This window comes from Arthrobacter sp. ERGS1:01 (genome assembly GCF_001281315.1).
In the GTDB taxonomy this organism is placed as follows: Bacteria; Actinomycetota; Actinomycetes; order Actinomycetales; family Micrococcaceae; genus Specibacter.
Window position 1 is genome coordinate 1620612 of record NZ_CP012479.1, and the last position, 12657, is coordinate 1633268.

The window sequence follows — 12657 nt, forward strand, 5'->3', positions numbered from 1 at the left end:
CCGTTGTCGATGGAGAAAATGCATAGAAATACGTTGAAGAGTGCTGAGAATGTGATACGGCACACAGTGTTGGAAATTTGCGCCTCCGCCACCGGCCTTCAAGAGCGGCTTAGCGCGCCCCCGCGCTTTCGCGGATCTCCACGGAACCGGTGATGCGTGTTTCGTGCCTGCTGCCGGGGTCCAGGGCAAGCTCCGCGGCCACCTTGCCAATGTCTTCCAGGGGCAGCCGGTAGGTGGTCAGCCCGGGGGAATGGTCGCGCAGGGTGGGGATGTCATCGAAGCCGGCCACCTGGACGTCCTCGGGGACGCGCAGGCCGCGGGAGCGCAGCGCCGTCATGGCACCCAGGGCCATGACGTCGTTGGCGGCCAGGATGCAGAGCGGCCCGGCGTCGGCTGTGCCGGGCCCGGTGAAGCCTGGTCCGGTGAAGCCGAGTGTGTCGAGGCACTCCAGGGTGGCGTCGAAGCCGCCGCGGCTCGTGAAGGCGCCGCCAACTACCGCCAGGGGTGTCACGGCCGCCGCGGAGAGGGCCTGCACAAAGCCCTCCACGCGGTGCCGCGCCGTATTGCGGTCGGATGGCCCGGCCAGGATCGCGAAACGGGTAGTGCCCCTGGCGAGCAGGGCATCGGCCAGGGCGGCCGCGCCCTCCTTGTTGGCAATGCTGACGGCGGCCGCTCCCGGGATCTCCGTGGCGCCCAGCACCACCACCCGTCCGCCATTGTCGATGTACCGGCCCAGGGCCTTGCTGATCCGGGGGTCCTCATCCCGGGGGCGGGAAGCGGCCAGGATGATGGCGTCGGTGCGGTAGGAGATGAACGCGCTGACGGCGGCAAGCTCCGCGTCTCCCGGACCCAGCCCCTCTCCGGCAACGTCGGTGCCGGCCAGCAGCACCTGGCGCCGGTGTTTGGCGGCGCTTTCCTGGACGCCGTGCGCAATGGCGGAGAAGTAGGGGTCGGCAATGTCGTGGACCACCAGCCCGATCAGGCTCGTGGAGGAACGGGCCAGTGCCTGCGCCTGGGCATTGGCCACATAGCCCAACTCCTCCGCGGCGGCCTTGACCCGCTCGGCGATGTCCGCTGCGGGAGTCCGGGCGGAACCGTTGAGGACCCGGGAGGCGGTGGCCAGTGATACGCCGGCGCGGCGGGCCACTTCGGTGAGTTTGACGGGCACGGAGCGGTCCTTCTTGTGGGGTCGGTGCGGGCAAAACCGGGGTCTTGACCGGCTGGTGACTTCAGCATATATTGGAAAGCGCTTTCCAATCACTGGGCCACGCCGCACCACGAGCGTGGGCCGCCACTACTTTTATGGAGATACCCGTGACCCTCAATGCCACCATCGAGCCAATCGCATCCGTGCCCGCTGCTGCCGAGCTGATTGCGACGGAGCAGACTGCCACGAAGCGGTCTGCCGCTGACCGCCCCGCGGTGATCCGCATCGCCATGAACGGCATCACCGGCCGCATGGGCTACCGCCAGCACCTGCTTCGGTCCATCCTGCCGTTGCGCGATTCGGGCCTGACCCTGGAGGATGGCACGAAGGTGGCGATCGAGCCGATCCTGGTGGGCCGCAACGCGGAGAAGGTGCGCGAGCTGGCCGAGCTGCACAACGTGGAGCACTGGACCACCGACCTGGACTCCGTGATCGAGGACCCCACGGTCGACGTCGTCTTTGACGCCTCGATGACGAGCCTGCGCGCCGCCACGCTGAAGAAGGCCATGGCCGCCGGCAAGCACATCTTCACCGAAAAGCCCACCGCGGAAACCCTGGCGGAAGCCATTGAACTTGCCCGGATCGGCCGCGAATCCGGCGTCACGGCCGGCGTCGTGCACGACAAGCTCTACCTGCCGGGCCTGGTGAAGCTGCGCCGCCTCGTGGACGAGGGCTTCTTTGGCCGCATCCTCTCGATCCGCGGGGAATTTGGCTACTGGGTGTTCGAGGGCGACCACCAGGCCGCCCAGCGCCCCTCTTGGAACTACCGCAAGGAGGACGGTGGCGGCATGACCACCGACATGTTCTGCCACTGGAACTACGTGCTCGAGGGCATCATCGGCACCGTCAAGAGCGTCAACGCCAAGACCGCCACCCACATCCCGGCCCGCTGGGACGAGGCGGGCCAGGAGTATGCGGCCACGGCCGACGACGCCGCGTACGGCATCTTCGAGCTCGAGACGCCCGGGGGAGACCCCGTCATTGGCCAGATCAACTCCTCCTGGGCCGTCCGCGTCTACCGTGACGAGCTGGTGGAGTTCCAGATCGACGGCACGCACGGCTCCGCCGTCGCCGGCCTGCGCAAATGCGTCTCGCAGCAGCGCGCCAACACGCCCAAGCCTGTGTGGAACCCGGACCTGCCCGTCACGGAGTCCTTCCGCGAGCAGTGGGCCGAGGTGCCCGCCAACGCCGACCTCGACAATGGCTTCAAGCTGCAGTGGGAGGAATTCCTGCGCGACGTCGTGGCCGGCCGCGAACACCGCTTCGGCCTGCTTTCCGCCGCACGCGGCGTGCAACTGGCCGAACTGGGCCTGCAGTCCTCCGCCGAACGCCGCACGCTCGACATCCCCGCGATCGAGCTGTAGCCATGGCCCCCACCATCACCCTCCCGCTGGCCACCGGCGAATTGGCAGCCCTCACCCTCAACCCGGCGGGCCCCTGGCGCAAGCCCACGGCGCTGATCCGCTCCCGCAAGGTCTACGCCGCGGCCCATGTGACCCCGAAGGTGCTGGGCAACAACACGCCCGGCGCCGCGGCGGACATTGACTGGGACGCCACCCTGGCATTTCGCCGCGAGCTCTGGAGCTGGGGCGTGGGCATCGCCGACGCCATGGACACCGCCCAGCGCGGCATGGGCCTTGACTGGTCCGCCACGCAGGAACTCATCAAGCGCAGTGCCGCCGAGGCTGCGCTCATTGCAACCCCGGAGCGCACGGTCCGGGACCTCCTGGCATGCGGCGCCGGCACGGACCAACTGGACCCGGCCGCCGTCGAACCCGGCCAGGCCGGGCTGGATGCGGTACTGGCCGCCTACCGCGAACAGATCGCCGCGGTCGAGGCGTCCGGCGCCAAGGTCATCATCATGGCCTCCCGCGCCCTGGCCAAGGTGGCGCAGGGCCCGGAGGGCTACCTCGCCATATACGGCACGCTGCTCACCGAGGTGAAGGAGCCGGTGGTGCTGCACTGGCTGGGCACCATGTTCGACCCTTCCCTTGCGGGCTATTGGGGGAGTGCCGATACCGGCGCCGCGACGGCCACCTTCCGGCAGCTCATCGCGACCCACACCGCAAAGGTGGACGGCGTGAAGGTGTCCCTGCTCGACGCCGGCCACGAGGTTGCGCTGCGGGCCGGCCTGCCCGCGGGCGTGCGCCTCTATACGGGTGACGATTTCAACTACCCCGAGCTCATCGACGGCGACGGCACCCATCATTCGGATGCGCTGCTGGGCATTTTCGCCGCGATCGCCCCGGCCGCCTCCACGGCGCTGCAGGAGTACGACGCCGGCCGCCCGGCGCAGGCGCGGGCCATCCTGGATTCCACCCGGGACCTGGGCCTGCACATCTTCGAGGCGCCCACCTACTACTACAAGACGGGCATCGCGTTCCTCGCCTGGCTCAACGGCTTCCAGCCCGGCTTCCAGATGGTCGGCGGCCTGCACTCCGGGCGGGACGTGGACCACCTGGTGAAGCTGTTCCGGCTGGCCAACACCGCCGGGCTCCTCCTGGATCCCGACGTGGCCGCCGGCCGCATGTCCGGGTTCCTGAACACCGCCGGCATTGCCTCCGAGATCCTCGAAGGAGCCACGGCATGAGCACCTTTGGCAAGCTTTCCATCAACACGGCCACCATCAAGAAGGCCTCCCTGGAGCAGGCCCTTGAGCTGACGGCCGCCGCCGGCCTGTCGCACATCGGGTTGTGGCGTGACAAGGTGGCCGAGGTGGGGCTGGAGCGGGCCGTTGACATGGTCAAGGCCTCCGGGCTGCAGGTCTCCAGCCTGTGCCGCGGCGGCTTCCTGACGGCCGCGGACGGGCCCGGCCAGGCTGCCGCCCTGGCCGATAACAAGGCCGCCATCCTGGAGGCCGTTGCACTTGGCACCACCGAGGTCATCATGGTGGTGGGAGGGTTGCCCGAGTTCAGCGTGGCACCCGGAGCCGTCGACTCTGCTGCGGGGGATGACGGAGCCGCGTCTGCCGTTGTCGGGGGCAAGGACCTGGTCCTGGCGCGCCGGCGGGTGGCCGACCGCCTCGCCGAACTGGTGCCGTTCGCCGCAGAACACGGCGTCCGCCTGGTCCTGGAAGCCCTGCACCCCATGTACGCCGCCGACCGCGCGGTGTTGTCGACGCTGGGGCAGGCCCTCGATCTGGCAGCCCCGCACTCGGCCGCGGCACTCGGCGTCGTGGTGGACACCTTCCACGTCTGGTGGGACCCGGACCTCGAGGCGCAAATTGCGCGCGCCGGTGCCGAGGGCCGCCTGGCGTCCTACCAGGTGTGCGACTTCAACCTGCCCATCGCCGCCGACGCCCTGCTCTCCCGGGGGTTCATGGGCGACGGCGTGATCGACTTCGCCACGATCGGCCGGTGGGTGGCCGACGCCGGTTACGACGGCGTCGTCGAGGTGGAAATCTTCAACGAGGACATCTGGGCACAGCCCTTCGCGGACGTGATCGACACCGTGAAGGAGCGGTACGCAAAGCTCGTGGCCCCACAACTGCAGGCATAGACAGCTGTAGTTAAAAGCAGGCGCAGTTAAAAGCAGGCGCCGGCGACGGTGTTTTCGAAAGCGACGTCAGGGAGGCCAAAGGCCGCCCGCGGCCGATGGCCGGAAAGTCGCTGAGGAAATGCCGTCGCCGGCGCCCTTCGTGCGTCTTGTTCCTAGCGGCCCTTGACGGGGATGCCGGAGCGGGTCATCGACTCGGCGTAGGCCTTGGCGGACTCCAGCAGCCACTGTTCCTGGCGCTCGGGCGAACCGGCAAAGCTTCGTCCGCTCAGCGAGCGGACCTTGTAGATGCCGAAGCCGCGCTTGTAGAGCATGGGGCCCTGGGCCTTCAGGAGCTGGTCGGCCAGGCGGTGGGCCTCGGTGCCGTGGGCCACCAGGGCCGAGGCGCGGGGCACCAGCGTCATGAACTTCACGAGGGGGCGCAGGCCCTGCTCGATCTGCGGTGCCGTGAGGCGGCCGTTCGGTTCGCCCGGGGTGAACCAGGGGTGCACGTTCCAGGGCATCACGTAGCTGGGGCGCAGGCCCAGCTGCCAGTGGATGCCCAGCAGGCGCGTTGCGGCCTGCTCGTCGCCGGCCGTGACGAAGCCGGAGGCGTCCATCTCGCCCACATTGGAGAACAAGCTGATGATGCGGCACTCATCGATGTCGTGGACCGGATCAACATAAGCGACCTGCTGCTGGGGCCGGGCCTCGGCAAGAGCATCGCAGAGCTCGGTGATGGGTGCAATGTTCTCGTCATAGCGACGGTTCCAGAGCTGTTCACGCAGTGATTCAGTAGCCACGGAAGTCATTGAGGGCTTGGTCTCCTTGAGGGTAAAAGTGATGTGGGAGGCGCTTCCCCAAAAGGGCCTTGGTCCAGCGGTTCAGCTTACCAATCTTTCTCTGTTCATGGGATTCGGGAGGTTGTGTTAGGGGTGGCCGCTGTGGGCGATTGTGAGAAACTCAACATCGTTTTTTGCGGAGCGCCGCCGGGGTGCGGAAATGAAAATAACCCTTCCGCACAAAGTACTGTATCTGTTACAGTAAAGGACATGGCACGCAACCCAGAGGAAACCCCTCCCCAGTCCGAACCGTTCGCGGCGGATTTGCTCCGCGGGCACACCGACACGATCGTCCTGGGCGTGCTCCGGGACGCCGAACGGTACGGCTTCGAAATCTACAAGACCATCCGGGACGCAACCGGCGGGCGCTACGAGATCAAGGAAGCCACCCTCTATGCCACCTACCGCAGGCTCGTCAAGGACGGGCTCGTGGAGGCCAGCTGGGGGGATGAAACCCAGGGCGGCCGGCGGAAGTACTACCGCATCACCGACGCCGGCCGCGCCGTCTACCGCAAGAACGTCCTGGACTGGACGGCAACGCAAGAGATCATCAATTCGCTCCTGAACGTGAAAGGCGGCACGCCGTGAGCAGCGCCGAGAACCCCAACATCCACCGCTACCTCGACGACGCCTTCGCGGACGTGTCCATGAACGCCGAACTCCGGGACCTCAAGGAGGAGATCCGCTCCAACCTGGCCGAACGCGTGGCGGAACTGACGGGGCAGGGGGCCACCCCGGCCGACGCCGCCGCCCGGGCCATCGACGAGTTCGGCGACCTCGGCGAGGTGATCTCCTCGGTGCAGTCGGGCCAAGGCGCGGAGCCGTTGTCCAAAGCGGCCACCCAGGCCCAGGCATTCGCCGTCAACAAGGTCACCCCGCGCCCCGGCTTCGTCATCGGGACCGTGATCCTGGCGCTCGTTGCCGTTGCGTCCCTGCTCTGGTTCATCTTGATCCTTGCCGGCAGCAATCCGGGTGCCGGCGATGCGGGGACCGGCCCCGCGGCGGCCGTGCTGGCCGGATTTGCCGCGACGCTCTCCATCGGCGCCATCACGGCGTGGAGCCTGCGCCAGGAAACCAGCCAGGACCACCCCGTGCCGCTGCGCCGGGCCCTGGGCTATGGCGCGGGTGCCGCGGCCGCCGTCGCCGGCCTGTTCCTGATGTCCTTGGTGGTCCTGGCCGGCATGGGGCTGCTGTTCGCCGGCGCATTCGTGCTGCTGGGCGCGGTGGTGATCTTCATCAAGCTGGGCCTGTCCCAAAGCAACCGGAAAAAGGCGTGGGCGCGCGAGGTCCAGCGCGACTACCAGGGCATGGACAGGTTCTCCCAGGACCCCGTGGCCGCCGCCCGCTTCGGCATCTACACGGCGGTGATCTGGCTCGTGGCGCTGGCGCTGTTCGTGTGGCTGAGCTTCACGGCCGGCTTTGCCTACTCCTGGCTCGCGCTGCTCGCGGGGCTCGTCGTCTTCATGCTGGTCCTGGCCCGGATGCTGTTCCCTTCCGGAGAGGGGTCGCTGCACAAGTCAAAGGAGAAGTAGCACAACAAAAACAAGCGGCCCGGATGTTCGAGCATCCGGACCGCCTGCACCAACCATTGAGTCTCCCCAACCGGGGTGTTGCGCTAACAACCTCAAGGCACACTTAAAGTTTACGGCAGCACCCGCGGCACAAGAGGCTCCCACACAAGGAGCCAACCATGGCACACGCATCATCCACACCGGCACTGGAAGCCTCCGGGCTGGTCAAGTCCTACCCGGGCGGGCACGGCTTGCCCCGTGTCGAGGCCCTCTCCGCACTGAGCTTCGCCGTCGAACCGGGCACCATCTTCGGCCTGCTGGGCCCCAACGGCGCCGGGAAATCCACCACCGTCAAGATCCTCTCCACGCTGTCCCGCGCCGATTCCGGCCAGGCGTTCGTGGCCGGGTTCGACGTCGCCCGCAACCCCGGGCGCGTCCGTCGCGCCATCGGGCTGGTCGCCCAAAAACAAGTCTGCGACCCCATGGACACGGGCAGGGAAAACCTTGTCCTGGCGGGCCGGCTGCAGGGGCTGTCCGGGCCCGCCGCCAAGGCCCGGGCCACGGAATTGCTGGACCGGTTCTCCCTGACGGACTCCGCGCACCGCCTCGTGAAGACGTATTCGGGCGGCATGGCACGCAAGCTCGACGTCGCCCTGGGGCTCATGCACCGCCCACAGGTGTTGTTCCTCGACGAGCCCACCGCGGGCCTCGACCCGGAGGCCCGAGCCGAAATGTGGGCCGAACTGGAGACCATGGCCCGCGCGGAGGAAATGACGGTGCTGCTGACCACCCACTACCTCGAGGAGGCCGACCGGCTCGCCAGCAGGCTCGCCATCGTCGACCACGGCACGGTGGTGGTCGAGGGCACCCCGGAGGAACTCAAGGATGCCCTGCACGGTGACGCGGTCGCCGTCGAACTCGCCGGAGGGGCGCAGGCCGCCATGGCCGCACTGGAACTGCTGTCCGGCGACGGGCTGCTGCGGGAGGTGCTCGCCGACGGCGGCACGTTGCACGGCCGGGCCGATTCTGGGGCGGCGGCACTCCCGCAGCTCCTGGCCCGGCTGGATGCGGCGGGCCTCCCCGTCGCGTCCGCCACCGTCTCCCGGCCCAGCCTGGACGACGTCTACCTGCGCCACACGGGCCACGCCTTCGCTGCACAAGGCTCCGCCACCAGCGGCTCCGGCATGGAATCGGAGCGTGTGGCATGAGCGCCCTGACAGCCGGCGCGCACACGGCCATCCTCACGGGCAGGGCGTTGCGCGGCTTCTTCCGTTTCCCCATGTACCTGGCCATGAACCTGATCCAGCCCGTCATCTGGCTGCTGCTGTTCGGCCAGCTGTTCAAGTCGGTCGTCAGCATTCCGGGATTCACCGGCGGCGGCAACTACCTGGTGTTCCTGACCCCCGGCATCGTGATGATGATGGCACTCTTTGGCAGCGCCTGGGCCGGGACGTCGTACATCCAGGACATGGACAGCGGGGTCATGGACCGGTTCCTCGCCTCGCCCACCAACCGCGGCGCCATGATCGTGGCGACCATGCTGTACCAGGCCGTGCTGACGGTGATCCAGACGGTCGTGGTGCTGGGCGTTGCCTGGCTGGCCGGTGCGAGGTTCGACGGCGGCTGGCTGGGGCTCGTAGTGCTCTTGCTGGCCGCGGTGCTGCTGACAAGCGTGTTCTCGGCCTTCTCCAACGCCGTGGCGTTGCTGACCGGTGACCACACCGCCCTCATCGGGATCTCGCAGCTGATCTCCTTCCCGCTGATGTTCCTGAGTTCGGCCATCATGGACACGGGCCTTTCCCCTGCGTGGGTGCGCCAGGTGGCCCGCTTCAACCCCTTCGAGTGGGCCGTGGTGGCCGGGCGCGGCGCCCTGCAAACCGTCCCGGACTGGGGCGTCGTCTGGGCCAACCTCGGCCTGCTCGCCGGCCTGGCCGTGGTCATGTCCTGGCTGGCCGCGCGGGCGTTTGGCGGCTACCAGCGCTCCCTCTAGCGCCGTAACGGGCGCTACGGCCGTCTTGTCCACCGGATCGACATGTGGACAGGGCGGCCGTTTGCCATGCCGATTGTGTGAAGATGGATCACATGCGTCCCATGCAACACTCCAGCAAACTCGCCAACGTACGGTATGAACTGCGCGGCCCCATTCTCCACGCGGCCCAGAAAATGGAGGCCGAAGGCCACCGAATACTGCGCATGAACCTGGGCGACACCGCCCCGTTTGGCCTGGAGGCGCCCGAATCCATCGTGGTGGACATGATCCACCACCTGCGCGGGGCACAGGGCTACAGCGACTCCAAGGGCATCTTCTCCGCCCGCACCGCCATCTCGCAGTACTACCAGACCAAGGGCCTGATGCAGATCGGCGTCGAGGACATCTTCGTGGGCAACGGCGTGAGCGAACTGATCTCCATGACGCTCCAGGCCTTTCTGGAAAACGGCGACGAGGTCCTCATCCCGGCCCCCGACTACCCGCTGTGGACGGCGTCCGTGACGTTGACAGGCGGCGTACCCGTCCACTACCTCTGCGAGGAGGACAACCAGTGGTGGCCCGACATGGCCGACGTCGAGGCAAAGATCACGGCCAACACCCGCGCCATCGTCATCATCAACCCCAACAACCCCACGGGCGCCGTCTACCCCCGGCACATCCTGGAAAAGTTCATTGAACTGGCCCGCCGGCACGACCTCGTCATCTTCTCGGACGAGATCTACGAGAAGATCCTCTACGACGGACGCAGCCACATCCACATGGCATCCCTGGCCGACGACGTCTGCACGCTCACCTTCAGCGGGCTCTCCAAGGCGTACCGGATGCCCGGCTACCGGGCCGGCTGGGTCGCCCTGTCGGGGCCGCGCGCCGCGATGGCCGGCTTCAAGGAATCCCTGGAACTGATCGCCTCGCTGCGCCTGTGCTCCAACGTCCCGGCCCAGCACGCCATCCAGACGTCCCTGGGCGGCTACCAGAGCATCAACGACCTCACCAAGCCCGGCGGGCGCTTGCACGACCAACGCGACAGGGCCTCCGAGCTCCTCAACGCCATCCCCGGTGTGTCCTGTGTGCCCGCCGCCGGCGCCATGTACCTGTTCGTCAAGCTGGATCCGGCCCTGTACCCGATCGAGTCGGATGAGAAATTCGTGATCGACCTGCTGCAGGACCAAAAGATCCTGGTCAGCCACGGCACGGCCTTCCACTGGCCCACGCCGGACCACTTCCGCTTCGTGATCCTGCCCTCCGTGGGCGACATCGAGGAGGCCGTGCGCCGCATTTCCGTCTTCCTGGCCGTGTACCGCCGCAAGGCTACGCTGGTCGGCACGGCCGCCGGGGAATAGTTTTCGCTACGTCCCGGTTCTGCAATGTAGATGCAAACGCATATTCATTGCCGGGCGTTGCAGGACCCCGGCGTTCTAGTGGAAATGGACGGTAACCACCATGGCAGCAGCTGAGATTGAACTTGGCCTGGACACCTTCGGCGACACCACGCTGGGGGCCGACGGCGCACCCAAGCCGGCCGCACAGGTGATTCGCGACGTCGTCGAACAAGCCAAGCTGGCCGACGCCCTGGGCCTTGACTACTTTGGCATCGGCGAACACCACCGCGAGGACTTCGCCATCTCCGCCCCGGACATGGTGCTGTCGGCGATCGCCGGGCAGACCAAGAACATCCGGCTGGGTTCGGCCGTGACGGTGCTTAGCAGCGACGACCCCATCCGCGTCTTCCAGCGCTTCTCCACGCTCGACGCCGTCTCCGGCGGCCGCGCGGAGGTCACCCTGGGCAGGGGATCGTTCACGGAATCGTTCCCGCTGTTCGGCCTTGACCTGGCCCAGTACGAGGAACTGTTCGAGGAAAAGCTGGAACTGTTCAGCGAGGTCCGCAAGCAGGGGCCCGTGAGCTGGGACGGCAAGACCCGCCCGGCGCTGAACGAGCAAATGGTGTACCCGCACACCGAGTCGGGACTGCTGAAGTCCTGGGTTGCCGTGGGCGGCAGCCCGCAGTCCGTGGTCCGGGCCGCCCACTACGGTCTTCCCCTCATGCTCGCCATCATTGGCGGCGAGCCGCTGCAGTTTGCCCCGTTCGCCGACCTCTACCACCGTGCGCTGAAGGAATTCGGCCAGCCGGAGCAGCCCATCGGCGTCCACTCGCCGGGCCACATCGCCGACACCGACCAGGAAGCCCTCGACGAGCTGTGGCCGCACTACTCGGCCATGCACAACAGGATCGGCCGCGACCGCGGCTGGCCGCCCATGACCCGCGGCCAGTTCAACGCCACGGCGGGGCCCGACGGCGCGCTCATGGTCGGCTCACCCGAAACCGTGGCGAAGAAGATCATCAAGGTCGCCAAGGCGTTGGGGCTGTCCCGTTTCGACCTCAAGTACAGCCATGGCACGCTCCCGCACGAGGCCATGCTCAAGAGCATCGAACTGTACGCCACCAAGGTGGCCCCGCTGGTCCGCGAAGGCCTCAAGCAGGCATAGCCCGCCCCGCTTGGTCTGTGTTGCAGTTGTTGCACGAAAATCGCCTCAAAACCGCATTATTCGTCGAATAACTGCAACACAGACCGTGGGGGCGGTCAGTTCGGGTTGATCCGCGGCCGGAGGGTGACGGTGGGCATGCCCGGCGCCGGGAGGGGGGCATCGCTTTGGTTCGCCGGCAGCCCAAATTGGGGTTCGGCGTCGTCCGGCAGCCCGGCAGCGGTGATTTCCGCCTGCCACGCCGCACGGAACGCCACGATCTCCTCGTGGCTGCGCCCCACGAAGTTCCACCACATGACGATCGACTCGCCCAGCGGCGTCCCGCCGATCAGCAGCAGCCGCACCGGCTCCGTGCCGGCCTGCAGGGTCACGCCGGGCCGGCCGGGCCCCACGTACCCGAGTTCGCCGTAGCCGAGTTCCTGACCGGCCACCGTGAGCGACCCCGAATCGATCAGGAAACCGTGTTCAAAGGCGGGGTCCAGCTCAAAGGTGACGGACGCACCGGCATCGATGCATACCTCGGCGCCCACCAGGGGGAGTAGGTCCGCACGGGGGAGCTCTGCCCGGCCAATGTGCCAAGGAAAACGCTCACCGTGGCGCCATTCGCCGTCACCGGCTCGGGGCGGTAGTGCTCAAAGCCGGGCGCCTCAAAGCGTGATCCGTCCGGCAGGGCAACCCACAACTGCGCGCCATGGAGCACCGTGGTCCCCGGCGTCGAGTACTCGGAATGGCTGATGCCGCGCCCGGCCGTCATCAGATTCAGCTCCCCGGGCCGCACCATGGCGTGATATCCGGCACTGTCCGTGTGCTCCACCTCGCCGGTAAACAGCCAGCTGACGGTTTGCAAACCCGTATGCGGGTGGGACGGGACGGCCATGCCGCCGGTGGCCGCAACGTTGTCCGGCCCGTAGTGGTCCACGAAACACCAGGCCCCGATCAACGAGCGGCTGCGCTGGGGAAGCGTGCGCCGCACCGTCATGGCGCGCGGCCCGCCCAGCGGCACGCTGCGCGGTTCCAGGACCTCCACGACGCCCGGATTGCTGGGGCAAAGCAGCTCTTCGGGACGCGATTCCAAATTGCTCACGGGGTGCCACCTTTCACGCGGCGGCCCCGCTCCGGTGCAGAGCCGGCCACCTTGAATTTGCCTGCCTG

At 67.5% G+C, this 12657-nt stretch carries 11 protein-coding genes and 1 pseudogene; 9 read left to right on the top strand and 3 right to left on the bottom strand.

Translation table 11 applies throughout. The features are described from left to right. Positions 1 to 109 precede the first annotated feature (109 nt). Positions 110 to 1168 (bottom strand): LacI family DNA-binding transcriptional regulator, encoded by a 1059-nt coding sequence (locus tag AL755_RS11185; RefSeq protein ID WP_054011071.1) that lies wholly within the window; start codon positions 1166 to 1168, stop codon positions 110 to 112. Between the two features lie 269 nt (positions 1169 to 1437). Between AL755_RS11185 and AL755_RS11190 the strand changes: the two genes are divergently transcribed. The 3 genes from AL755_RS11190 to AL755_RS11200 are packed head-to-tail and all read left to right on the top strand — an operon-like array spanning position 1438 to position 4705. Then, entirely contained in the window at positions 1438 to 2571 is a 1134-nt protein-coding gene (locus tag AL755_RS11190) for a Gfo/Idh/MocA family protein (RefSeq protein ID WP_054013010.1), read from the top strand. Between the two features lie 2 nt (positions 2572 to 2573). After that, complete coding sequence (locus tag AL755_RS11195) at positions 2574 to 3797, top strand: dihydrodipicolinate synthase family protein (RefSeq protein WP_082369172.1); 1224 nt, start codon at positions 2574 to 2576, stop codon at positions 3795 to 3797. Continuing rightward, the gene (locus AL755_RS11200; RefSeq protein WP_054011072.1) at positions 3794 to 4705 is read left to right on the top strand and encodes a sugar phosphate isomerase/epimerase family protein; all 912 of its coding nucleotides are present in this window, start codon (positions 3794 to 3796) and stop codon (positions 4703 to 4705) included. The genes AL755_RS11195 and AL755_RS11200 overlap by 4 nt, the downstream gene beginning before the upstream one ends. 152 nt (positions 4706 to 4857) lie before the next feature. Here AL755_RS11200 and AL755_RS11205 read toward each other — a convergent pair whose 3' ends face one another. Continuing rightward, complete coding sequence (locus tag AL755_RS11205) at positions 4858 to 5493, bottom strand: hypothetical protein (protein WP_054011073.1); 636 nt, start codon at positions 5491 to 5493, stop codon at positions 4858 to 4860. A gap of 240 nt (positions 5494 to 5733) precedes the next feature. Between AL755_RS11205 and AL755_RS11210 the strand changes: the two genes are divergently transcribed. The 6 genes from AL755_RS11210 to AL755_RS11235 all read left to right on the top strand — a co-directional run bounded on the left by AL755_RS11210 (position 5734) and on the right by AL755_RS11235 (position 11508). Next, positions 5734 to 6111 (top strand): PadR family transcriptional regulator, encoded by a 378-nt coding sequence (locus AL755_RS11210; protein WP_054011074.1) that lies wholly within the window; start codon positions 5734 to 5736, stop codon positions 6109 to 6111. After that, positions 6108 to 7055 (top strand): permease prefix domain 1-containing protein, encoded by a 948-nt coding sequence (locus tag AL755_RS11215; protein WP_054011075.1) that lies wholly within the window; start codon positions 6108 to 6110, stop codon positions 7053 to 7055. Before AL755_RS11210 ends, AL755_RS11215 begins: the two co-directional genes overlap by 4 nt. A 158-nt stretch (positions 7056 to 7213) precedes the next feature. Then, complete coding sequence (locus AL755_RS11220; protein ID WP_054011076.1) at positions 7214 to 8242, top strand: ATP-binding cassette domain-containing protein; 1029 nt, start codon at positions 7214 to 7216, stop codon at positions 8240 to 8242. Continuing rightward, the gene (locus AL755_RS11225) at positions 8239 to 9024 is read left to right on the top strand and encodes an ABC transporter permease (protein WP_054011077.1); all 786 of its coding nucleotides are present in this window, start codon (positions 8239 to 8241) and stop codon (positions 9022 to 9024) included. The genes AL755_RS11220 and AL755_RS11225 overlap by 4 nt, the downstream gene beginning before the upstream one ends. A gap of 92 nt (positions 9025 to 9116) precedes the next feature. Beyond that, complete coding sequence (locus tag AL755_RS11230; RefSeq protein WP_054011078.1) at positions 9117 to 10364, top strand: pyridoxal phosphate-dependent aminotransferase; 1248 nt, start codon at positions 9117 to 9119, stop codon at positions 10362 to 10364. Positions 10365 to 10464: 100 nt separating this feature from the next. Continuing rightward, the gene (locus tag AL755_RS11235; protein ID WP_054011079.1) at positions 10465 to 11508 is read left to right on the top strand and encodes an LLM class flavin-dependent oxidoreductase; all 1044 of its coding nucleotides are present in this window, start codon (positions 10465 to 10467) and stop codon (positions 11506 to 11508) included. A 95-nt stretch (positions 11509 to 11603) separates the two neighbouring features. Here AL755_RS11235 and AL755_RS11240 read toward each other — a convergent pair. After that, a pseudogene (locus AL755_RS11240) lies at positions 11604 to 12589 on the bottom strand (pirin family protein). Between the last annotated feature and the right edge of the window lie 68 nt (positions 12590 to 12657).

Coding starts and splice junctions, on each gene's coding strand:
- AL755_RS11190 (WP_054013010.1), top strand. CDS start 1,438: ATGAACGGCATCACCGGCCGCATGGGCTACCGCCAGCACCTGCTTCGG.
- AL755_RS11195 (WP_082369172.1), top strand. CDS start 2,574: ATGGCCCCCACCATCACCCTCCCGCTGGCCACCGGCGAATTGGCAGCC.
- AL755_RS11200 (WP_054011072.1), top strand. CDS start 3,794: ATGAGCACCTTTGGCAAGCTTTCCATCAACACGGCCACCATCAAGAAG.
- AL755_RS11205 (WP_054011073.1), bottom strand. CDS start 5,493: ATGACTTCCGTGGCTACTGAATCACTGCGTGAACAGCTCTGGAACCGT.
- AL755_RS11210 (WP_054011074.1), top strand. CDS start 5,734: ATGGCACGCAACCCAGAGGAAACCCCTCCCCAGTCCGAACCGTTCGCG.
- AL755_RS11220 (WP_054011076.1), top strand. CDS start 7,214: ATGGCACACGCATCATCCACACCGGCACTGGAAGCCTCCGGGCTGGTC.
- AL755_RS11225 (WP_054011077.1), top strand. CDS start 8,239: ATGAGCGCCCTGACAGCCGGCGCGCACACGGCCATCCTCACGGGCAGG.
- AL755_RS11230 (WP_054011078.1), top strand. CDS start 9,117: ATGCGTCCCATGCAACACTCCAGCAAACTCGCCAACGTACGGTATGAA.
- AL755_RS11235 (WP_054011079.1), top strand. CDS start 10,465: ATGGCAGCAGCTGAGATTGAACTTGGCCTGGACACCTTCGGCGACACC.